17 protein-coding genes and 3 pseudogenes are annotated in these 19497 nt (G+C 56.5%); 13 read left to right on the plus strand and 7 right to left on the minus strand.

Features of this window, described 5'->3' with window-relative positions; translation table 11 throughout:
* Nucleotides 1-247 precede the first annotated feature (247 nt).
* From ACEN9A_RS15655 to ACEN9A_RS15680, 6 genes are all read left to right on the plus strand, one after another.
* Nucleotides 248-979 (plus strand): hypothetical protein, encoded by a 732-nt coding sequence (locus ACEN9A_RS15655; RefSeq protein ID WP_018926045.1) that lies wholly within the window; start codon nucleotides 248-250, stop codon nucleotides 977-979.
* Nucleotides 980-1207: 228 nt separating this feature from the next.
* The gene (locus ACEN9A_RS15660; protein ID WP_258668510.1) at nucleotides 1208-3280 is read left to right on the plus strand and encodes a type VI secretion system Vgr family protein; all 2073 of its coding nucleotides are present in this window, start codon (nucleotides 1208-1210) and stop codon (nucleotides 3278-3280) included.
* A complete protein-coding gene (locus tag ACEN9A_RS15665; protein ID WP_258668511.1) occupies nucleotides 3277-4128 on the plus strand; it encodes a DUF4123 domain-containing protein in 852 nt (283 codons plus the stop codon). Before ACEN9A_RS15660 ends, ACEN9A_RS15665 begins: the two co-directional genes overlap by 4 nt.
* Nucleotides 4097-4936 carry a hypothetical protein gene (locus ACEN9A_RS15670; RefSeq protein ID WP_258668513.1) on the plus strand — a complete coding sequence of 280 codons (840 nt, stop codon included), beginning with the start codon at nucleotides 4097-4099 and terminating at the stop codon, nucleotides 4934-4936. The genes ACEN9A_RS15665 and ACEN9A_RS15670 overlap by 32 nt, the downstream gene beginning before the upstream one ends.
* Nucleotide 4937: 1 nt before the next feature.
* The gene (locus tag ACEN9A_RS15675; protein ID WP_258668514.1) at nucleotides 4938-5732 is read left to right on the plus strand and encodes a hypothetical protein; all 795 of its coding nucleotides are present in this window, start codon (nucleotides 4938-4940) and stop codon (nucleotides 5730-5732) included.
* Between the two features lie 12 nt (nucleotides 5733-5744).
* Nucleotides 5745-7874, plus strand: a complete 2130-nt coding sequence (locus ACEN9A_RS15680) for a lipase family protein (RefSeq protein ID WP_258668516.1) — start codon at nucleotides 5745-5747, stop codon at nucleotides 7872-7874.
* 82 nt (nucleotides 7875-7956) lie between these two features.
* Here ACEN9A_RS15680 and ACEN9A_RS15685 read toward each other — a convergent pair whose 3' ends face one another.
* Nucleotides 7957-8253: a hypothetical protein gene (locus ACEN9A_RS15685; protein WP_258668517.1), complete on the minus strand. Its 297-nt coding sequence runs from the start codon at nucleotides 8251-8253 to the stop codon at nucleotides 7957-7959.
* A gap of 765 nt (nucleotides 8254-9018) precedes the next feature.
* Here ACEN9A_RS15685 and ACEN9A_RS15690 point away from each other — a divergent pair.
* Both ACEN9A_RS15690 and ACEN9A_RS15695 read left to right on the plus strand, forming a co-directional pair.
* Complete coding sequence (locus tag ACEN9A_RS15690; RefSeq protein ID WP_258668519.1) at nucleotides 9019-9288, plus strand: DUF2790 domain-containing protein; 270 nt, start codon at nucleotides 9019-9021, stop codon at nucleotides 9286-9288.
* Between the two features lie 91 nt (nucleotides 9289-9379).
* Nucleotides 9380-9778: a hypothetical protein gene (locus ACEN9A_RS15695; RefSeq protein WP_019649930.1), complete on the plus strand. Its 399-nt coding sequence runs from the start codon at nucleotides 9380-9382 to the stop codon at nucleotides 9776-9778.
* On the opposite strand, the gene ACEN9A_RS15700 is transcribed toward ACEN9A_RS15695, so the two are convergent.
* Nucleotides 9775-10044: a DUF1652 domain-containing protein gene (locus ACEN9A_RS15700; RefSeq protein ID WP_026286409.1), complete on the minus strand. Its 270-nt coding sequence runs from the start codon at nucleotides 10042-10044 to the stop codon at nucleotides 9775-9777. The genes ACEN9A_RS15695 and ACEN9A_RS15700 overlap by 4 nt on opposite strands.
* Nucleotides 10045-10434: 390 nt before the next feature.
* Between ACEN9A_RS15700 and eco the strand changes: the two genes are divergently transcribed.
* Nucleotides 10435-10917, plus strand: a complete 483-nt coding sequence (gene eco / locus ACEN9A_RS15705) for a serine protease inhibitor ecotin (RefSeq protein WP_258668520.1) — start codon at nucleotides 10435-10437, stop codon at nucleotides 10915-10917.
* A gap of 29 nt (nucleotides 10918-10946) precedes the next feature.
* Here eco and ilvA read toward each other — a convergent pair.
* Nucleotides 10947-11942: pseudogene (gene ilvA / locus ACEN9A_RS15710) on the minus strand (threonine ammonia-lyase, biosynthetic); the annotation flags it as partial.
* Nucleotides 11943-12338: 396 nt separating this feature from the next.
* Between ilvA and ACEN9A_RS15715 the strand changes: the two are divergent.
* Nucleotides 12339-12656 (plus strand): annotated as a pseudogene (locus ACEN9A_RS15715) (DUF2834 domain-containing protein).
* On the opposite strand, the gene ACEN9A_RS15720 reads toward ACEN9A_RS15715, so the two are convergent.
* On the minus strand, nucleotides 12631-14109 hold the full coding sequence (locus ACEN9A_RS15720; RefSeq protein ID WP_258668522.1) for a RimK family ATP-grasp domain-containing protein: 1479 nt from the start codon (nucleotides 14107-14109) through the stop codon (nucleotides 12631-12633). The pseudogene ACEN9A_RS15715 and the gene ACEN9A_RS15720 overlap by 26 nt on opposite strands.
* A gap of 200 nt (nucleotides 14110-14309) precedes the next feature.
* Between ACEN9A_RS15720 and rimI the strand changes: the two are divergent.
* A pseudogene (gene rimI, locus ACEN9A_RS15725) lies at nucleotides 14310-14756 on the plus strand (ribosomal protein S18-alanine N-acetyltransferase); the annotation flags it as partial.
* 55 nt (nucleotides 14757-14811) lie between these two features.
* Here the strand turns inward: rimI and ACEN9A_RS15730 are convergent.
* Nucleotides 14812-15960 (minus strand): PQQ-dependent sugar dehydrogenase, encoded by a 1149-nt coding sequence (locus ACEN9A_RS15730; protein ID WP_258668523.1) that lies wholly within the window; start codon nucleotides 15958-15960, stop codon nucleotides 14812-14814.
* A gap of 51 nt (nucleotides 15961-16011) precedes the next feature.
* The gene (locus ACEN9A_RS15735; RefSeq protein ID WP_026345913.1) at nucleotides 16012-16374 is read right to left on the minus strand and encodes a hypothetical protein; all 363 of its coding nucleotides are present in this window, start codon (nucleotides 16372-16374) and stop codon (nucleotides 16012-16014) included.
* 213 nt (nucleotides 16375-16587) lie between these two features.
* Here ACEN9A_RS15735 and ku point away from each other — a divergent pair, with 213 nt between their 5' ends.
* On the plus strand, nucleotides 16588-17448 hold the full coding sequence (gene ku, locus ACEN9A_RS15740; RefSeq protein ID WP_258668524.1) for a non-homologous end joining protein Ku: 861 nt from the start codon (nucleotides 16588-16590) through the stop codon (nucleotides 17446-17448).
* 80 nt (nucleotides 17449-17528) lie between these two features.
* Here ku and lpxO read toward each other — a convergent pair whose 3' ends face one another.
* Complete coding sequence (gene lpxO, locus ACEN9A_RS15745) at nucleotides 17529-18428, minus strand: lipid A hydroxylase LpxO (protein ID WP_026286412.1); 900 nt, start codon at nucleotides 18426-18428, stop codon at nucleotides 17529-17531.
* Nucleotides 18429-18661: 233 nt separating this feature from the next.
* On the opposite strand from lpxO, the gene ACEN9A_RS15750 reads away from it, so the two are divergent.
* Nucleotides 18662-19339, plus strand: a complete 678-nt coding sequence (locus ACEN9A_RS15750; RefSeq protein ID WP_258668525.1) for an SOS response-associated peptidase family protein — start codon at nucleotides 18662-18664, stop codon at nucleotides 19337-19339.
* Nucleotides 19340-19497: the final 158 nt, after the last annotated feature.

The following is a 19497-nucleotide window of genomic DNA, read 5'->3' on the forward strand; positions in this document are numbered from 1 at the left end:
ATTGCAAATTAAAAAATATTAACCCAGACAAAAGATAGGCGGCCATTGACAGTTTTATATTTTTATTTCCGAAGTAAATTTATAGCGTTTTACACTTTCAGCTATTCCAAAAACGTAACCGACTACAACCAAGTAGTTACTTGACCGTTACATACCTTCAACTAGTCTCTTTTCCACGCACAGCGCAGGTAAGGATAACTGCTGTGCGCAATCCTTATACCCCCACAACAGGAAAAGGAACTCCAACATGGAAAGTGTCGCTATCTCAGCTGCCCAAATTAACTGGAACGGCGGACAACGCATTACGCTCACCGCAGGTGATACAGCCACCTGTACCGCGCTTAGCCCAGGCCAGCTGTATGGGATCTTTATCTACAACTCCGCGCAAAATGACAACAACTCGACTGTCTCCGTGAACTGGAGCAACAGCCAGCCGCCCGTACCGATCACGGTACCTGGCACCACGGCCAATGCAGGCCTGGCATCATTGGGCTTTGTCTCGGGCACCGATACTCAAACCGTTTCGGTCTCACTGTCCAGCAACGCCGGTAAATCACAGGTCGAAATCTGGCTGGGAAGTGTCAGCATGCCGACCAACACATCGGGGCTCAGCAACTATCCGCTGCCGGCCGATGGTGAGCAGCATCCGTTCAACAAGTACACCCGCTACTATGCGGTCCCCCCATCAAAATGGATGAACCTGACGATCACCAGCACCATTACACAGTTCCTCTCCTGCCAGTTCCGTGAGGCGCAGGCGACCGTGTTCGTCGTCAATGAGACCTCGAACGGCCTGCTCTCCGGCCAGGTCACCACGATCGGGCCTACTGCAAGTGAAGTTGGGGCCGTCAAGATCAGCTACTCGCAGATTCAGAGCATTTCCAATAATCTGCAAGGCGACGGTACGCAGTGGGTCTGGATGGATGCTGACAGCCAGCAAAACTCTCAGAGCGCGACCATTTCCTTGCAATCGCTTTGAATTTATTGGCTGAGTCATAAACGAAGGCCCCATCTGTGGGGCCTTCTTTTTTATCTGGCGTAGCGGTCAATTGCCTCGAAAAGTGCCTGTATTCATCGTGCAAAACCTCAGCTATAGGGGAAAGCCCTACAAGCGTCAGGCCCTTGACCTACGGCATTTGCGCCTTGAATGTGGCTCTTTAATATTGCACCATCCGCCCCTGCTTTTTCAAAGGACGGAATTCAAGGCATGCTGGACGCAAACGCAATCCATATCTCCCTCACCCTCGAAGGCATTTCCGTCGACCTTCAGGTGCTCAGCTTCATCGGCCGTGAGGCCCTCAACCAGCCGTTCTGTTTCGACATCGAACTGGTCAGCACCCGCCCCGACCTGAAACTCGAAGAGCTGCTGCACAAACCCGGCTGCCTGACCTTCGGCGCCACCGGCCAGGGCAAAATCCATGGCCTGGTGTACCGCATCGAGCAAGGCGATTCCGGCAAGAGCCTGACCCGCTACAGCATCAGCCTGGTGCCGCAACTTGCCTACCTGCGCCACAACCACGACCAACAGATTTTCCAGCACCTCAGCGTGCCGAAGATCATCGCCCAGGTGCTCGAGGCCCGCGGCATTCTGGCCGACGCCTACAGCTTCCAGCTCGGCGCGATCTACCCGGAGCGCGTGTACTGCGTGCAGTACGACGAATCCGACCTGCATTTCATCCAGCGCCTGTGCGAAGAGGAAGGCATCCATTTCCACTTCCAGCACTCGGCCAGCGGCCACAAACTGGTGTTCGGCGATGACCAGACGGTGTTCCGCAAACTGGCGCCGGTGAGCTACCAGCAGGACTCCGGCATGGCCGCCGAGAAGACGGTGATCAAGCGCTTCAACCTGCGCCTGGAAACCCGCACCACCCGCGTCAGCCGCCGCGACTACGACTTCGAAAAGCCCCGGCTGCTGCCGGAAAGCGCGGCCAAAAGCGCGTTCGCCCCGGACCTCGAAGACTACGACTACCCCGGCCGTTTCACCGACCGCGCGCGCGGTAAGCAACTGGCGACCCGCGCCCTGGAACGCCATCGCAGCGACTACCAACTGGCTGAAGGCAAAGGCGACGAACCGACCCTGGTCAGCGGCCATTTCCTGGCCCTCAGCGAACACCCGCGCGCCGAATGGAACGACCTCTGGCTGCTGCTGGAAATCGTCCACGAGGGCAAACAGCCGCAAGTGCTTGGCGAGAACATCACCAGCGACGTCACCGACAGCAAGGACGATTTCCACCAGGGCTACCGCAACCGCTTCCTCGCCACCCCGTGGGACGCCCATTACCGCCCAGCCCTGGAACACCCGAAACCGCAAGTGCTGGGCAGCCAGACCGCCATCGTCACCGGCCCGCCGGGGGAAGAGATCCACTGCGACGAATACGGCCGGGTCAAAGTGCAATTCCACTGGGACCGCGACGGCCAGGCCGACGACAAGACCAGCTGCTGGCTGCGCGTCGCCAGCGGCTGGGCCGGCAATGCCTACGGCGGCATCGCCATCCCGCGAGTCGGCATGGAAGTGCTCGTCACCTTCCTCGAAGGCGACCCCGACCAGCCGCTGATCACCGGCTGCCTGTACCACAAGGAAAACGTCGTCCCCTACGACCTGCCGGCGAACAAGACCCGCAGCACCTTCAAAACCCTCAGCTCCCCGGGCGGCAAGGGCTACAACGAGTTTCGCATCGAAGACAAAAAAGGTGCGGAACAGATCTACCTGCACGCCCAGCGCGACTGGGATGAAAACATCGAGCACGACCAGAAGATCCGCGTCGGCAATGAACGGCATGACACGGTCGAGGCCAATGTGTTCAGCGAGTTCAAGGTGGAAGAGCATCGCCTCACCCATCTGGATCGCAAGACCGAAGCGCGGGCGGATGATCACCTCACTGTGGGCGTGACCCAGCATGTGAAGGTGGGCACCGCGCAGTTTGTCGAGGCCGGTCAGGAGATTCATTACAACGCTGGCGAGAAGGTAGTGGTTGAGGGTGGCATGGAGCTCACGGCCAAGGCTGGCGGGAGTTTTGTGAAGATTGATGCGGGGGGTGTGACGATCAGTGGGGCTGAGGTGAAGGTGAATTCGGGTGGCGCTCCCGGCGCGGGCACGGGGATTCAGATTCTCGACCCCGTCATCCCATGGGCCGCCGCCAAAGACAAGGCTGGTGCCCTGCTCGTCCCGGCCGCCGTGCAAATGGCCATGGCCAAAGCCGCCCGAGCGGCCGGCGACATCCGCTGCCCGATTTGCGAAGCCTGCCGTGAAGGCAAATGTGATTTGGGGGCAACAGCATGAGCGACGCACTGAACAACTGGCTTGGCGAACAAGCAAAACTCAATCGCGTCCTGATCCTGGCCCTCGACAGCCTCGCCGAACCGAACCCCGTCACCTCGCTGTACGGCGCCGGCCTGATGCAGCGCTCGGTGCAACTCTATCGACGCACCCAATACGCCGAGTTCGCCGCTATCAGCCCGTGGCTGACCGAACTGCACAACCCCGGCGCCGATGCCTTCCGCAAACTGCTGGACGACCCACAGCGCAACTGGGGCTGGATCGGCAGCATGGACAAGGCCGACCTCGACGGCCTGACCCAACACTGGCAGGCCCGAATGGTGATTGAGGAAGACGGCGAACGTTCGCTGTTCCGTTTTCAGGACAACCGCGTGATTGCACGCTGCCTCGCCAACCTGAGCGAAGCCGAACGCCCCTTGCTGCTGGGCCCGATCAGCAGCGTGCTGTATTGGGACGAGGCGCAGTGGAAAAGCGCGGATAACGCCAGGCCCGGCATGTACCCGGTGCCAAACCCGGCGCCGTGGATGCGAATTCCAAACTCGCCGGAGCGCACACGCGGCATCTTGCGCGAGAACCTGAAACGCTGGTTGCTGGTGTACCACATCGAGGCCGCCGCCAAACTCTCCGAAACCCGCAACGTGCGCGAATGGCTGGAAGAACAGATGGACCTGCTTGAGGCCTGGCAATGGAACACGCCGGAACAGCGCGAGTTCATGCTCAGCCTGAGGCTTGATCCCAAGTGCGCGGAGGATGTGGCTTGGCAACCGCTGCCGGGTGAGACGCCAGAGCAACATTTTGCGCGGTGTCAGCGGGTGTTTGATGCGCAGCTGGGTCAGTCAGAGCGTGGGTGAGGTTGAGGCGTCTAACGCAACCTTTTCGGGACGTTTGCTTTGGTTGTTCGCTGTTGCGGGTGTCATGGCGGTTTCTGGTTGTTCGGTTAGATCTGCTGACAGTTTTACGCTGGTGACGGAATTGCCGCCGGGGTTCAGCATTAAAGGTGAGGCGTCTTATGTGCCTAGAACGGGAGAGGCTTGTACGGTCCCTCCTCGAAAGGGCAGGAACTATCCGGGTTTGAAGTTTTTTGAGCAGAAGCTGAGTAACGATGCACAAACGGCGCGTTTCGAAGTTCCGCTGACGAGCAAGGAAGGTGGTTGTCCTTTGGTACTTGATACCTTTGGATATGAGGTTGACGGAAAGTATGGGGCTGCACGGCTCGATTTAGGTAGGGATTACACGGGCATTGCCTTTCAGGATGGAACTGCAGACAGCCACACCTCTCCCTCCCCCATGATATTGCAGAAGCAGTGCGAATGGTTTTTCCGCACGGTTGGGCCTGATCGTTACATCGTTAAAATTCTGAAATGTAAATCGGTGGCAACTCCCGAACAGGCGAACGGCTCAGTGGCAAAAGGTCCCTTGCAACGAGCTCAGTTGGCGGGGAAAACGATAAAAGTGGTTTTCGATGTATCACGCGAGGAAAGACCCGCCGTTGGTGACAACTGGGTGAAGTTCTCCACGGGCTGGAAACGCTGCATGGGCGACAGTCTTGAGGATCCATACGCATTTTGTAATGGCAATAAAACAGATTTCAAACCCTTCAAAATGCCGGATGGACGTGATTGCACCGTCTATCCCAACTGCACTGAACAAGGACAATAAAATGTTTTCTCGAGACTTTTTCACTGGGCTTGTTCGAGCTGCGGCCATCGGCTTGGGGACGCTCGGGGCTACAGGATGCTCCGTTGCACAACAGGATAGCTTCACGCTAATAACTGAACTGCCACCCGGATTCAGCATTAAAGGCGAAGCATCCTATGTGCCTCGTACCGGAGAAAGCTGCAAAGTCCCGCCTCGAAAAGGCAGAAACTATCCTGGCTTAAAATTTTTTGAGCAAAAGCTTAATAATGATGCTCAGACGGCACATTTCGAAGTACCACTAACCAGCAATGAAGGTGGCTGCCCTTTGGTTCTTGACACCTTTGCATATGAGGTTGATGCCAAATATGGTGCTGACTTCCGGAATGTAGGCAGGGCCCACACAGGGGTCTCGTTCCGAGATGGAAATGCAGACAGTCCCGTTCCTCCCTCAGTTTTGGTATTGCAGAAGCAGTGCCAATGGTTCTTTCGCACTGCTGGACCTGACCGTTACATTGTAAAGCTTCTGAAATGTAAATCTGTGGAAACGCCGGATCAGGCAAGTGACTCAGATGTTAAAGCGCCCATGCAACGTGCTCAGTTCGCGGGAAAGACCATAAAAGTAATTTTCGCTATTTCAAGCGAGGAGAGCCCGGCCGTAGGTGATAACTGGGTGAAGTTCCCTGCTGGCTGGAAACGCTGCATGGGTGACAGCCTTGAAGACCCCTACGCGTTCTGCGGAGACAATAAAACAAATTTTAAACCTTTTAAAATGCCAGATGGACGTGACTGCACCGTCTATCCGACTTGCACCGAATAAGGAAATTCACACATGCCGGTAAAAAAACCAGTACAACCGCTACTGACTGACACTAAACAAGCCTGCCCACTCAGGGGCACTTGGGTTAGCTTTCAACTTGTGGATGAGTCAGGGAATGGTAAACCCTATGCAGGTTTAGCTTACAAACTTGTAGATAGTGCCGAACAATCTCATGAAGGAATTTTAGATTCTGAAGGCTTTGCCAAAGTTTGTGACACTTACGAAGGGCCCGTGGTCCTCACCGTTGATAGTGCCTATAAAGGAGACGAGAAGGACTACAAATGGTTAATGACACGACTGAACTATCCACTAAAAATCAGCGAATTGCAGGTACGGGCCGAAAAAACCCGTTTCCTGCGAAAGGACGGTCTGCGAGTTGAAAATAACCCTGCAAAAGCAAAAGCAGACCAGTTCTTTCATGTCGAAGTGAGAGATCTGGTTGAGAAATTCGCTCATCTTCCTCCCCTTTCAAAAAGCGCGCATCCGCCAAACTACAACCTCCTTAACGTAATGGGTGACCTCGGATTTGGTCCGGAAAAACCAGAATTACGGGGCGTTGTTCTTCTTCCAGACAAACACACGGTCCTTGAAGTTCGTCCGCTACGGGCTTTCCGTCCCATGCTATCGAAAGACAATAATTTCAGCGCCTTGAATTTGTATCAACTATCTTTGTTTGCCAGTTTGAGTTACAGCAACTTCGGCCAAGAACCAGCCGAACAGCCTACCGACACAGTATCATTCCCGTTGGACCCGAGCGTCGGGTATATGTTTGGCAATAGCCTTGCCAGTTTCAGGGAATCCTGGAAAGTCAATAAAGACCAAACAACTGCTTATTACCCGCTTTATGAAGATATACCTTATTCGAAGCGTTTCGAGATCCTGCCATTCGACCCCACGCTGTACAAGCAAAACAAACCTGAATTGGGTCCAAATCAAGAGTCCCCTGCCACATGGCACTTCTTCGATGATGGCAAAGCCGAAGGTGGCACCGATACCCAGGCGTTCATAACCCACCATGATGAAATTATTCTAATCTCGGTCCGAGGGACTTTAGAGGGCGCGGACTTCTTGCGAGACACCGATGCAGAGCAAGTTCCTATCACGGGTGGCGTAGGCAAAGCTCACCAAGGCTTTTATGATGCCTATAGAGCTATGAGTACTTTTGTTCTGACCTATCTTGAGAGTTTCCACGTAGACCAAAAGGTCATTGTTTGTGGTCATAGCCTCGGTGGAGCCATTGCAACATTACTTGCAGAAGCGCTTCGACGCGACACCAAAAAATTCAACGTCCTTCTCTACACCTACGGCTCCCCACGAGCCGGCGACGCAGACTTCGTCAACGGCGCGGCAGAGTTGGCCCATCACCGCATGGTCAACAACAACGACCCGATCCCAAGTGTTCCCGCGCCCTGGATGAACACTCGTAAAAGTATCTGGGTGCCCGGCGTAATCATCAGTTTTGTCACCGCCCCTTTAGGCGCACTTATTTTCGCCATAGGCCTGTCGCGAACTGGCGGCGCGCCATACGGGCACCACGGTAATTTGCACCACTTCATGCCCGTCCACTTTAAAGGACGTGAGCAATCCGCTGTTCTCTGGGATCCAGGTTGCGACTCCATCGAAGAGGCCGCCTGCACCAAGGCATTGAAAAAGGTCGGGGACCTGCCCGACCGTGCCGCTTTTGTGAAGCAACTGTTCCACATGAGCGATCACTTCATGGTGCCCTCCTACATTCCGTACGCCTGGGCAACATTGCGCCGCTGGCAGCAAACCCAGGAAAGCGGAACCACGGTGGTGACCAAGACTGAGTACGATCAGGTCTACTACCAACTGCAAGAAATGCAGGACCGTTTGAAGACGAAGGAAGCTGAACTGAACAACTCCTTCCAATACGACCGTCAGGCAAGCCAGCGAGAAGCGAGTTTACTGAGAGCGGAAATAGGTCGATTGAATACCGCCCGGCAACGGCTGCACGCCTTGAGCTTCCTTAAACTGACGCCCGAAGACATTTACGGTTCTGCCACCCAGGCGCCGGAACATAAAATCAACGTCGATCGCTGGATGGCGAAAAAAGAAAATACTGTCGAGGTCCAGCTCGCGATGATTCCTCAAGCGGGAAGCAGTGAACTGAGGACGGCTTAGTTTTCAGGACAGCAATGAATTAGTGTGTCCCGCAAACAAGCCAGCGACCATAAGGGACTGGCTTGTTTGTCATGCTGTGGTGTCAGGCAGGCGCTTTCCAGCCCATCATCCGCTGCTGCGCAACCTGCAGCAGGTCGTAACCATCCTGAGTCAGCAGATAAAGCGCATGGGTAATGTGCGGGATGTCTTGAACGTCACCGTGCTTGAAGCACAGGCAGTGGAGCGTTTCAAGTAACTGGCTGGAGGCTCGGATGCGCTGGAGGGCGGATTCGAGGATGTCTTGGGGATTGGCTTCTGTGTCGATCACCAAGGGATTTGAGTCGGTAAGGCCACTTTTGATTGAACGGTAACGATCGGGAAACGGATTTATCGTTGGCATAGTAATTACTCGAGTATTAGTTAGTAATCGCCAGCACCGTGACCAAACGATGGGAGGCGGCTGTGTACAGGCTTGGTCAACCGCTAACACTCAAAACGGCTCGCCCGAAAGCGTCCTGCACACAGCCACCATTGCAACGCACTACGAGACGTAGAAGTCCGCAGAGCGAATGATGGCACATATATGTGCAGTGTTAGTCAGGTGACCAAACCTGTTCGCTGATTTTGCAGCGATGCCAAACAGTAAACGCTCGCAGCCGGCCGGCGAAAGACGACAAAGCAACCACGCCTGTAGGAACACGCCGAAGCTCCCGCAGCTTTTTTCCTGCATGAAACATCCGCCAGAACCCTCCTCACAGATAACATTATTCACTTAAGCCGCAATGCGATCTGTAGCAGCTGTCGAAGCCTGCGTTCGGCCGTAGCAGCTGTCGAGCCTGCGAGGCTGCGTTCGGCTGCGAAGCAGTCGTGAATCCGGCTAGTGCGGTCTGTCTGACACACCGCAATCACTGGTTTGACGACTGCTTCGCAGCCGAACGCAGCCTCGCGAGCTCGGCAGCTGCTACAAGGAATGCGTTGCGGCTGAAATTGCTTAAGTGAACAGCATTACCTTACGACAGGCGGTATTCAGCCCGGTTAACCATGGCTTAACCCCACGGTCCAAAACTTTACTGGACCGCACTCCCTCAGCACCCTCTGACGCCCAGTGCGGCAGGTTCGACGCTCTTGCATCGAACTGGCTTCCCCTCTGCACTGGAGACCCATCATGAACATGCGAACACTGCTGATGACCACCGCCCTCACCTGCACCGCACTCGCCGGTTTTGCTCAGGCCAACGATACGTCGTCCTCTCAGGCCGTGCCTTATCACTACGGCATGCCGCTGAATGTGGGCAAGGTCATTTCCATGACCGAACCGTCGACGCTGGACTGCGAAGTGGTCACGGCGGACATGAAGTACATCGATAGCACCTCGGGCAAGCCTGCGGAAATTACCTATCGAAAACTTTCTGACGCGTGCAGTTATCAGAGCTGACAGACGATTCTGATTCGGCACTTGGCGGTAGGCCTGCGGGGATTCTGAGGCTATGCTTCGGCGTCCCCCTCTACTGCCGAAAGGATTCGCCATGCCGTTCTCGTTTCGCACGCTTTCAACGTTCACCGCCGCGCTTTGCTTTCTGCTGGCGCTGGTGTGGGGTTTGATGCCGCAATGGTTGCTGGCGATCTGGAGTATCGAGTATTCGCCCGCAGCGGGGTTTGTGGCCAGGCGCAGTGCGGTGCTGTTCGGTGCGCTTGGGGTGATGTTTTATCTCGTGCGGCAGGCACCGCCCTCGGCAGCGAGAAGTGCGATATGCAGCGGCTTTATGGTTGGCTGTTTCGGCTTGGCAGCGCTGGGCTTCGGCGAATGGCTCAATGGTCATGCCGGGCCGGGTATTTTGCTGGCGATCCTGGTTGAATCAGCGCTGGGTCTGGGGTTTATCCAGACCCGGCGCGTGTCGCTCGAATTGGGTGAAACAGTCGGCTAATGAGCTTTCGACTTAGTGCTGGGCAAATGGCTATGGGTCTTGTGCTCAAGGTCGGTGCGTAACTCGGCGATCAGATGATTAATCTCCCGACACCCATTGAGGCGATGGGCGTCTATGCCGGTAACGCACAAGTCGAGATGGTCAGTCTCGTTGTCCGAATACACCTTGACGGTCATCGACAGATCCGGCGATAGCGTGCATTGGCAGCGTTTCGGAAGAAAACTGCTTTCAACGATATTGCGTAGTTCCAAGGCAGAAAGAAACATGGCCACCCTCTCGGTATTATGAGATTGCCAATCGAAAATCAATTGTCGGTCGGAGCTCAGATCGCCCGTTCTTTTCTTCCTTGCGGGCTTCATCGTTCCAACGTCCGACCGTTTTTTTGTTTCAGCGCTGACTCAACGGGACCGTGGTCAGCTCAAGACAGCTTCAGCATAAAACATGCCCGGAATTTCGCCCTGCGGCTCGTCGGCCAATCAAGGGTTTAACAAAGAAGGCAACACATCACGTCATGCAAAATGCAAGAAAGGACTGTTTTCGATACCTGCATTTTGCAACCCATCTCTGATGGCGGGTTTGCATTGACCGAGGACGGCAGTGAGAATGAGGCCATCCGTTCAGTATCTGCTGACCCCACACACACGCAAGGAGGCATTATGGGTGCTTTGCCCTTTAACACGACCGTCGGGCTGATAATTGCCGTTCTGTCGTCCGTAGCCCAGGCCGCGACACTCGAAGACGTCGCGCCGTATCCCAAACCGGAGAGCGGCTTTACCCGCCAGGTCATTCGTCTCGCCCCGCAAAAACAGGAAGACGCCTACCAGGTCGAAATTCTGGCCGGCAAGACCCTGACCGTCGACTGCAACCGTCAGCGTCTGGGCGGCATGCTTGAGGAAAAGAACCTCGAAGGCTGGGGTTACCCGTTCTACCGGCTGGAAAAAGTCACCGGCCCGATGAGCACCCTGATGGCCTGTCCTGACGGCAAGCGCAAGCAGGACTTCGTGCCGGTGGTCGGTGACGGTTTCAAGCTGCGCTACAACAGCAAATTGCCGATCGTGCTCTACGTGCCCAATGATGTTGAAGTGCGCTACCGGATCTGGTCGGCGTCGAGCCGCGTCGAGAACGCCGTTCAGGAATAACGGTCCATCCCTCACACCGGGGCGCCGCTCAATGCGGCGCGCTCGGCCACATGACGCAAGCTGTCGAAGTTGATGTTCGCGCCGGAATCGATGGCCACCAGGGTCTGCCCTCGGGCGCCGGTCTGCGCCACGTACTGCTTGATGCCCGCCACGGCCAGGGCGCCGGAAGGTTCGGTGATCGAGCGGGTATCGTCGTAGATATTCTTGATCGCGGCACAGAGTTCGTCGTTACTGACGGTCAGCACTTCATCGACGCAAAACCGGCAGACCTCGAAACCATGCGCGCCGATCTGGGCGACGGCCACACCATCGGCGAAGGTGCCGACGGTTGGCAGCACAACCCGTTCGCCGGCCTGTAAGGCCGCCCGCAAACAGGCGGAATGTTCCGACTCGACGCCGATGATGCGCACTTCCGGGCGCAGGTATTTGACGTACGCGGCGATACCGGCGATCAAGCCACCACCGCCCACCGGCACAAAGATCACATCCAGCGGCCCTTGGTGCTGACGAAGGATCTCCATGCCGACGGTGCCCTGCCCGGCGATCACGTCCGGGTCGTCGAAGGGCGAGACAAAGGTGCGGCCGGTTTGCTGTGCCAGGTCCAGCGCATAGGCCAGGGCGAACGGAAAACTTTCGCCGTGCAGCACCGCATCGGCACCCCGGCTGTGCACACCCAACACCTTTAATTCCGGCGTTGTGCAGGGCATGACGATAGTGGCGGCAATCCCCAACTCGCGAGCCGCCAACGCTACGCCTTGGGCATGATTGCCTGCCGATGCGGTGATCACGCCCCGAGCCTTCTGTTCATCGCTCAGGTTCACCAGCTTGTTGTAAGCACCACGGATCTTGAAGGAAAAAGTCGGTTGCAAGTCTTCGCGCTTGAGCAGGATCTGATTACCCAACGCCTCGGACAAGGCCGGTGCCGCTTGCAGCGGCGTGCGCACGGCGAGTTCGTAGACCGGCGCGGCGAGGATCTTTTTCACGTAATGCTCAAGCAAACTCTGCTGGGCGGGGGTGCTGTTCATGGTCGTCTCCTTTACGGTATCCGGGTTTACCCGACCGGTGTAGGAGCTGCCGAAGGCTGCGATCTTTTGATCTTGATCTTCGGCAACCTCATGGACGCCAAAAAAGCAAAATCAAAAGATCGCAGCCTTCGGCAGCTCCTACACGGGTTGCGTGCGCCCGGTAAGCTCAAAACCCAAGAGACAGAAACTAAAAACCCGCCTCTAGGGCGGGTTGGGTGCTGCAGTCGTGAGCTAGCCCGCCAAATAAGGAATGGCGGTAATAATGCTTGGCTGGCAGCGCAATACGGTGGAAGTCATGGCTGGAAATTAGCCGGACGCTGATGGCAAGTCAATGGCCAATTTTCAACGGGCGCTGTAGGCTGGCGATTCTGCTCATTCGTCCCAAGGAAGGAAACCATGAAGTCTGTCGCCCTGCCCCTCGTTGCCCTGATCGCCTTCGCCGGCTACACCGTTTCGGTGATGCTGCAAGCCGAATAGTCGTTGCTCGACTTCGGGATCAGCCTGATGTCACGGCCCGATACCGCGCAGGTGGTCATTGATTTGTACCTGTTGGCAACGCTTGCCGGTATCTGGATGTACCGGGATGCGCGCAAGCGCGGGCAGTCAGGGTTGTCGGTGGTTCCTTATTTGTTGGTGACGGCGATTTTCGTGTCTGTGGGGCCGTTGTTGTATCTGGTGGTACGGGGACTCACCAAGCCTGACCACGGCGTTTGAGCTCCAGCCGCCGGACGAACTCTTCCAGCACCAGCGTGTACAGATCGTCCTGCAGGTACGCGTCTTCGATGCCGGCGTCGATGTTCGGGTTGTCGTTGACTTCGATCACCACCACTTTGTCGCCGGACTGTTTGAGGTCGACGCCATAGAGTCCGTCGCCAATGAGATTCGCGGTTTTCACCGCCAGTTCAACCACCGCTCGCGGCGCTTCGTGAACCGCCAGGGTGCGGCATTCGCCGTTGATGTCCTGGCCTTTGGCCTTGTGGTTGTAGATCTGCCAATGGCCCTTGGACATAAAGTACTGGCAGGCAAAAATTGGTTTGCGGTTGAGCACACCAATGCGCCAGTCGTACTCGGTGTAGAAGAATTCCTGAGCCAGTAGCAACACCGAGTGTTCGAACAGTTCAGCGGTGGCCTTGAGCAAGGCTTGCTGGCTTTCGACCTTGATGACGCCCCTTGAGAAACAGCCGTCGGGGATTTTCAACACCAAAGGAAACCCCAGACGCTCGCCTACCCGCTCAAAATCTTCCGGTCGCTCCTTGTAGAGGATTTCAGTGGCCGGCATGCCCAGCTGATGGCTCTTGAGCAAGTCAGTCAGGTAAACCTTATTGGTACAGCGCAGGATCGACGCCGGATCGTCCATCACCACCAGGCCTTCACTCTCGGCTTTTTTCGCGAAACGGTAGGTGTGGTTGTCGACGCTTGTCGTCTCGCGTATCAGCAGCCCGTCGTATTCGGCGATTCGGGCGTAGTCCTTGCGTTCGATCAGTTCAACATCGATGCCCAGCGTCTTGCCGACCCTGACAAAATTGTCCAGAGCCTTGGAGTTGGAGGGCGGCAATGCTTCTTGCGGGTCGTGCAGAATGGCCAGGTCATAACGGGCCAATCGCCTGGAGCGCGGCAGGCGCCAGATTTTGCGACTGAAACTATCCAGCGCGTTAGCAAACTGATCTTCCTGATCTTCACGCAACTTATGCAGAGTGCCAAACTTTACACCTTCGATGTGCCAACCGTTAGTTCGGCGAAATTCAACTAACAATATCGGACAGGGGAAAACTTCGAATAACTGTCGAGCCAATTCCTGTAATGGCTCGATGGAGGTCTGGCCGAAGTACAGGGTCAATGTGAAACCTTCGGTGTCGCTGTAGACATGATGACTTAAGGCTCTTTCCAGGGTTTTATCCAGATCGTCCAAGGCCAGGCCATACAGGGACTTTCGGGTCAGTTCGCTGATGGTCCGCACCGACGGAATCACCTTGTGCCCCCGCGCTTCGGCCAACAGCGAGCAGTAATAACCGTGCCCGAGGTACTTGTAACTGCGGCACAGGTTGATCACCTGAACCCGTTTGCCCTGCTCGTTGTTACGGGTCTGTTCGAGGTATTCCTGGGCGTTGACGATGTCTTCACTGGGAAAGTAGGAGGCCCAGTCTTCCTTGCGTTCGACGATTATCATCAACGGGCTGGAAGTTCTGATCGAGGCATTTAAATAGTTTGCAGAAGTTATTGCCGCCGGCAACGTTTGTTCGGATACTTCGCGCCAATGACCTTGTACCGCTGACATAGTGATTGATCCGTTGGAGAACAAGACCTTTCCTATTAAGCACGAACTTTTTCGAAAGTCCCGTTTCGTTACACAACTTTTACGGCGGTCATATGTATCCTGTTTTTCGCCTGGCGGTCATTGAAGACGTTCCAGCGCTGCTGGCACTCGAACAGCAATGCTTCACCACCGACCGGCTCAACCGGCGCAGTTTTCGATGGATGATCAGCCGGGCTCATGGGCAACTGCTGGTGGCCCAACGCGGCGAGCGATTGGTGGGGTATGCGCTGGTGTTGTTTCACCGGGGTACGTCACGGGCACGTCTGTACTCGATTGCGATCGCAGTTGATGCTCGCGGCAGTGGGCTGGGCAAGCAATTGCTCGAACGCGCCGAAGCCTGCGCCCTTGAGCATGATTGCGCCTACCTGCGACTTGAAGTGCGCATCGACAACCCGATGGCAATCGCTCTGTACGAACGCAACGGTTATCGGCGATTCGGGCTGATTCATGACTATTACCAGGACCATGCCGACGCGCTGCGACTGGAGAAACACGTTCTGTAGCAGCTGCCGAACACAGGCTACGCCAGCTGCTAAAAAGGTTGTGCGAGTCTGTTTACTTCAACCCAACCTTATACAAGGCACCATCGTCTTCATCGGTCAGTACATACAGATAACCATCCGGCCCCTGCCGCACATCGCGAATCCGTTTGTTCAGCTCACCCAACAGCCGCTCTTCGTGAATGACTTTATCGCCGTCGAACTGCAGGCGGATCAGCTCCTGGCCCACCAGCGCGCCGATAAACACGCTGTGCTGCCAGGCCTTGAAGCGATCGCCATCGTAGAACGCCATGCCGCTGAGGCCGGGGGATTTTTCCCAGACATGCTGTGGGCCCACGGTACCTTCGACGATTTTGCCCTTGGCTTCCGGAATCGGCAGGCCGGAATAGTTGATGCCGTGGGTTGCTATCGGCCAGCCATAGTTCTTGCCACGCTCGATGATGTTGACTTCGTCACCGCCCCGGGGGCCGTGCTCATTTTCCCAGAGCGTGCCGCTCCAGGGGTTGAGCGCCGCGCCTTGCGGGTTGCGATGGCCGTAGGACCAGATTTCCGGGCGAACGCCTTTTTGCCCAACGAAAGGGTTGTCCTTCGGCACCTTGCCGTCCGGATAGATCCGCACGACCTTGCCTTGCAGCTTGTCGAGGTCCTGCGCCGTGGGTCGATCGTTGTTCTCGCCCAGGGTGATGAACAGATAACCGTCGCGGTCGAACACTAGACGGGAGCCGAAGTGATTGCCGACCGAAAGCTTGGGCTCCTGGCGGAAGATCACATTGAAATCCTTGAGGGCCGTCAGGTCTTCCGACAACCGTCCGCGACCGACCGCCGTACCCGCCTTGCCGCCCTCACCGCCGCCTTCGGCATAAGACAGATAGACCATGCGGTCTTGCTTGAAGTCGGGCGACAACACCACATCGAGCAACCCGCCCTGCCCGTTGGCCCAGACCTGAGGCACACCGCTGAGCGGACTCGAAAGTTTGCCATCGGCACTGACCACCCGCAGGTTGCCCGGCCGTTCGGTCACCAGCATCCCTTGACGACCGGGCAGAAACGCCAGCGCCCAGGGATGCTCCAGACCTTTAACGATCGGCGTGACCTCGAGGGTGCCCTCCTCACTTTTCAGCTCTTGGGCGGGGGCGGCAAACACGGGCGCGGTGCTGATCATTACGCCGGCAAATAGCGTGGTCAGGAGGGTCTTACGCAACATGCACGATTCCTTTTGTGGTCAATATGGCTGGCAAGACCTCTGTCCTGCCGTTCAACGGTTGCTGGTGTCTGCGTCCCGATGAGGTGGATTGGGTATGAATGTCGGTGGGCTGGCAGGAGCCTGGCGATCCTGCGGATAACGGTTGCCGATACCGCCGTTCTCCAGGGTCGGTGGTCGCGGCACAGGCGCCGTACTCGGCCCGCGGATCACCGGGATGCCGGGGCGCGTGCCTTGCATGCTGTTGGGATTGGCCCGGCGGATCGGGTTGTTGTAAGGATTGTTATTGGTGCTGCCCGGCAGGTTCTGGGCCAGCAGCAAGGGCGAGGATGGCGGCGCGGCGGCATCGGCCAGGGCCAGGCTGCTTAGCACGCCGCTCAATGCCAGTGCGATGACGCCGAACACACATCGGTTCATGGAGACCTCTCTAAAAGCGCGTGCAACACTTAATGGGTGAATAGAGCCACGCTACGCCCGGGGTTCGGATTTGTTAACTAAAACCTCCTTTAGAAGATGTAACACCAGTTGACTGCACCGTCGATCAGCCCGCAAAAGCGGGTCGCAGCCGACTGAAACTTTCCCCCGGGCAACAGGTCACCTGAACATCAATGGGCTGACGAGAACACGACGATGGCACGGGCAATCTGGAAAGGCGCAATCAGTTTCGGTCTGGTGCACATCCCCGTGGCGCTGGTCTCGGCGACGTCTTCCCACGGGATCGATTTCAACTGGCTCGACAGTCGCAGCATGGAGCCGGTGGGCTATAAACGCGTCAATAAGGTCACCGGCAAGGAGGTCACCCAGGCGCACATCGTCAAAGGCGTCGAGTACGAAAAGGGTCGTTACGTGGTGCTCAGCGAAGAGGACATTCGCTCGGCCCATCCACTGTCGACCCAAACCATCGACATTTTTGCCTTTGTCGACAGCAAGCAGATCCCCCTGCAAAACATCGACACACCCTATTACTTGGCGCCGGACAAACGCGGTGGCAAGGTCTATGCGCTGTTACGCGAAACCCTCGGCAAAACCGGCAAGGTCGCCCTCGCCCGCGTAGTGTTGCATACCCGCCAGCACCTGGCGGCCGTCATGCCGCTGGAGTCTGCCCTGGTTCTGGTGATGCTGCGCTGGCCGGCCGAAGTACACAGCCTGGATCAACTGGAGTTGGGCAGTGAAGTGACCAAGCCGGACCTGGCCAAGGGCGAACTGGAGATGGCGAAACGGCTGGTGGAGGACATGAGCGCCGACTGGACGCCCGAGGAGTACCGCGACAGCTTCGAAGACAAGATCATGGCGCTGGTTGAGCAGAAGGCGAATGAAGGCAAGATCGAAATCGTCGAAACCGCTACGGGCGAGGAGGAACGCAGGACCGCGGATGTCATCGATCTGACTGAACTGCTCAAGCGCAGCCTCGGTGCCAGGAGTGCCGGTAAAACGGCAGAAAAAGCCAAAGCGAGCACAGATAAAAAAGCCACGAAGCGTTCTCGTGGCTGATTGGTTATTGGAGTGCCCATAGGTTATGCGGTGAAAATACCGGCCTGCTCGCAATGACTAAATGCGCCGCAAAGCAAAACTCAGATCAGCACAAAAATCGCCAGCAACCCGCCAAAAATCGCCCACTTCTCCAGGTAATAGCGAGCGCGGTTACGCTTCTTGAGCGCTTTGCCGCGCAAGCGAACCGTGTAGATTTTGGCAAACAAACGGTTGATAGCACCGGTCTTGTCACCTGCATCGTTCGGTGCCCCCGCCGCCGCCATCACTGTGCGGCTGAACCAGCGATTGAACGCCGCCGCCCAGCGATACTTCATCGGCCGTTCGACGTCGCAGAACAGGATGATGCGGTTCTGCTGGGTGCTGTTTTCAGCGTAATGAATGAACGTTTCATCGAACATCACCGCTTCGCCGTCACGCCAATGGTAGCTCTCACCGTCGACGTTGATATAGCAACCGGCATCGTTCGGCGTTTCCAGCCCCAGGTGATAACGGTACGAGCCGGCATACGGATCGCGGTGGCGGACCAGTTTGGAACCCGGTGGCAGTTCGGCAAACATCGCTGCCTTGATCGAGCCAATGCTTTGCACCAGTTCAGTAGTACGCGGGCAGAGCTTCGCGGCCGATGGGTGACTGTCGCCATACCACTTGAGATAGAAACGCTTCCAGCCACTTTTGAAAAACGAATTGAAACCGACGTCATCGTATTGATTCGAGCGCTTGATCTCCCCGGCCTTGAGCAGGTTCTGGCCTTCGGCGCGAATCTCTTCCCAATGAGCCTGCAATGGGCTCAAGTCAGGAAAGTCCGCGGGATTGAGATAAGGCCGATTGGGGATTTTCGAGAACATATAAAGGAAGCAATTGATCGGCGCCAGAAACGTCGAGTGGTCGCTTAGTTGGCGGCCTGGTTTGTGGCGCACTTTACCGCGCAAGTGGACATACGCGATGGAGATGACATAGATAGCGGCAATAATGAGTTTCACGGAAATCGTCACACGTCTGAAATGAACAAAGTGCGTCCCGATGGCGCGTTCTTGAGCCATGCCGACAATCGACATGGGGGCGAAAGATGTCATTTTAGCCATACTTTGTAACCAATAGTTAACCTTCAACTGTGAAAATGTGTCTACTCATGCCGCCAAAACGCCACGCGGCTTTAACGCCCTATTAGTTCAACGGATCGTCTAAGCTCAGATGTAAGCATGAGGGCTCAGCCATGTGCGGACGACTTTCGCAGTACCGGGGCATTCACGACTTCGTCAAGGCGCTGAGCATGCCCAGCGCCTTGGTCAACAATGCCGGCGATCAGCCATTCGAGCTCTACAACGCCGCACCGACGACTCAGCTCGCTCTCTTCCACCAGGAAGGCGACGTGCTGCACGCCGACAGGGTTCGCTGGGGCTGGCGGCCGCATTGGTCCGAAGAACACCCTATGCCGATCAATGCCAGGGTCGAGAAAGTCAGTCACGGCCCATTCTTCAAAGCCATATGGCCGCACCGGGCGATCGTTGCCATCGATAACTGGTTTGAATGGGTTTACGAGGGCGGCCCGAAGAAGCAGCCCTACCTCATCCGCCGCAAGGATCGCGCACCGATCCTGTGCGCGGCGATCGGTCAATACCCAAGGTACGAACATCAGCCGGACGAACATGACGGTTTCGTGATCATCACCGCCGACAGCAAGGGCGGCATGGTGGATATTCATGATCGGCAGCCGGTGACGCTGAATGCCGAGCTGGCCCGGGAATGGCTGGACCCGGCCACGCCGAAAGAGCGAGCCGAGCAGATAGTACTGTCGCAGGGCGAGCCGGCCGAGACATTCGAGTGGTTCAAGGTTGATCAAGCCGTGGGCAATGTGCACAACGATGGCCCTGGCCTGATCAAACCTATCTGAACATCGCGCGACACCATTCGTCGCATGGAAAGCGTGGCGCAGAATACGCGTCAATGTCTGGCTTAGGGTTTGCACATGCCGGCGATAGCGGCCCCAGAACGACGTAATTCTGACGCGGCGGCATTCACATTAACGTTTAAGGACTCCAGCGATCCGCT

The sequence above is a fragment of the Pseudomonas sp. Pseusp18 genome (genome assembly GCF_059506005.1).

What these genes read in the sequence shown, in the direction of transcription:
- ACEN9A_RS15655 (WP_018926045.1), top strand. Translation starts at nt 248, where the DNA reads ATGGAAAGTGTCGCTATCTCAGCTGCCCAAATTAACTGGAACGGCGGA.
- ACEN9A_RS15660 (WP_258668510.1), top strand. Translation starts at nt 1,208, where the DNA reads ATGCTGGACGCAAACGCAATCCATATCTCCCTCACCCTCGAAGGCATT.
- ACEN9A_RS15665 (WP_258668511.1), top strand. Translation starts at nt 3,277, where the DNA reads ATGAGCGACGCACTGAACAACTGGCTTGGCGAACAAGCAAAACTCAAT.
- ACEN9A_RS15670 (WP_258668513.1), top strand. Translation starts at nt 4,097, where the DNA reads ATGCGCAGCTGGGTCAGTCAGAGCGTGGGTGAGGTTGAGGCGTCTAAC.
- ACEN9A_RS15675 (WP_258668514.1), top strand. Translation starts at nt 4,938, where the DNA reads ATGTTTTCTCGAGACTTTTTCACTGGGCTTGTTCGAGCTGCGGCCATC.
- ACEN9A_RS15680 (WP_258668516.1), top strand. Translation starts at nt 5,745, where the DNA reads ATGCCGGTAAAAAAACCAGTACAACCGCTACTGACTGACACTAAACAA.
- ACEN9A_RS15685 (WP_258668517.1), bottom strand. Translation starts at nt 8,253, where the DNA reads ATGCCAACGATAAATCCGTTTCCCGATCGTTACCGTTCAATCAAAAGT.
- ACEN9A_RS15690 (WP_258668519.1), top strand. Translation starts at nt 9,019, where the DNA reads ATGAACATGCGAACACTGCTGATGACCACCGCCCTCACCTGCACCGCA.
- ACEN9A_RS15695 (WP_019649930.1), top strand. Translation starts at nt 9,380, where the DNA reads ATGCCGTTCTCGTTTCGCACGCTTTCAACGTTCACCGCCGCGCTTTGC.
- ACEN9A_RS15700 (WP_026286409.1), bottom strand. Translation starts at nt 10,044, where the DNA reads ATGTTTCTTTCTGCCTTGGAACTACGCAATATCGTTGAAAGCAGTTTT.
- eco (WP_258668520.1), top strand. Translation starts at nt 10,435, where the DNA reads ATGGGTGCTTTGCCCTTTAACACGACCGTCGGGCTGATAATTGCCGTT.
- ACEN9A_RS15720 (WP_258668522.1), bottom strand. Translation starts at nt 14,109, where the DNA reads ATGATAATCGTCGAACGCAAGGAAGACTGGGCCTCCTACTTTCCCAGT.
- ACEN9A_RS15730 (WP_258668523.1), bottom strand. Translation starts at nt 15,960, where the DNA reads ATGTTGCGTAAGACCCTCCTGACCACGCTATTTGCCGGCGTAATGATC.
- ACEN9A_RS15735 (WP_026345913.1), bottom strand. Translation starts at nt 16,374, where the DNA reads ATGAACCGATGTGTGTTCGGCGTCATCGCACTGGCATTGAGCGGCGTG.
- ku (WP_258668524.1), top strand. Translation starts at nt 16,588, where the DNA reads ATGGCACGGGCAATCTGGAAAGGCGCAATCAGTTTCGGTCTGGTGCAC.
- ACEN9A_RS15750 (WP_258668525.1), top strand. Translation starts at nt 18,662, where the DNA reads ATGTGCGGACGACTTTCGCAGTACCGGGGCATTCACGACTTCGTCAAG.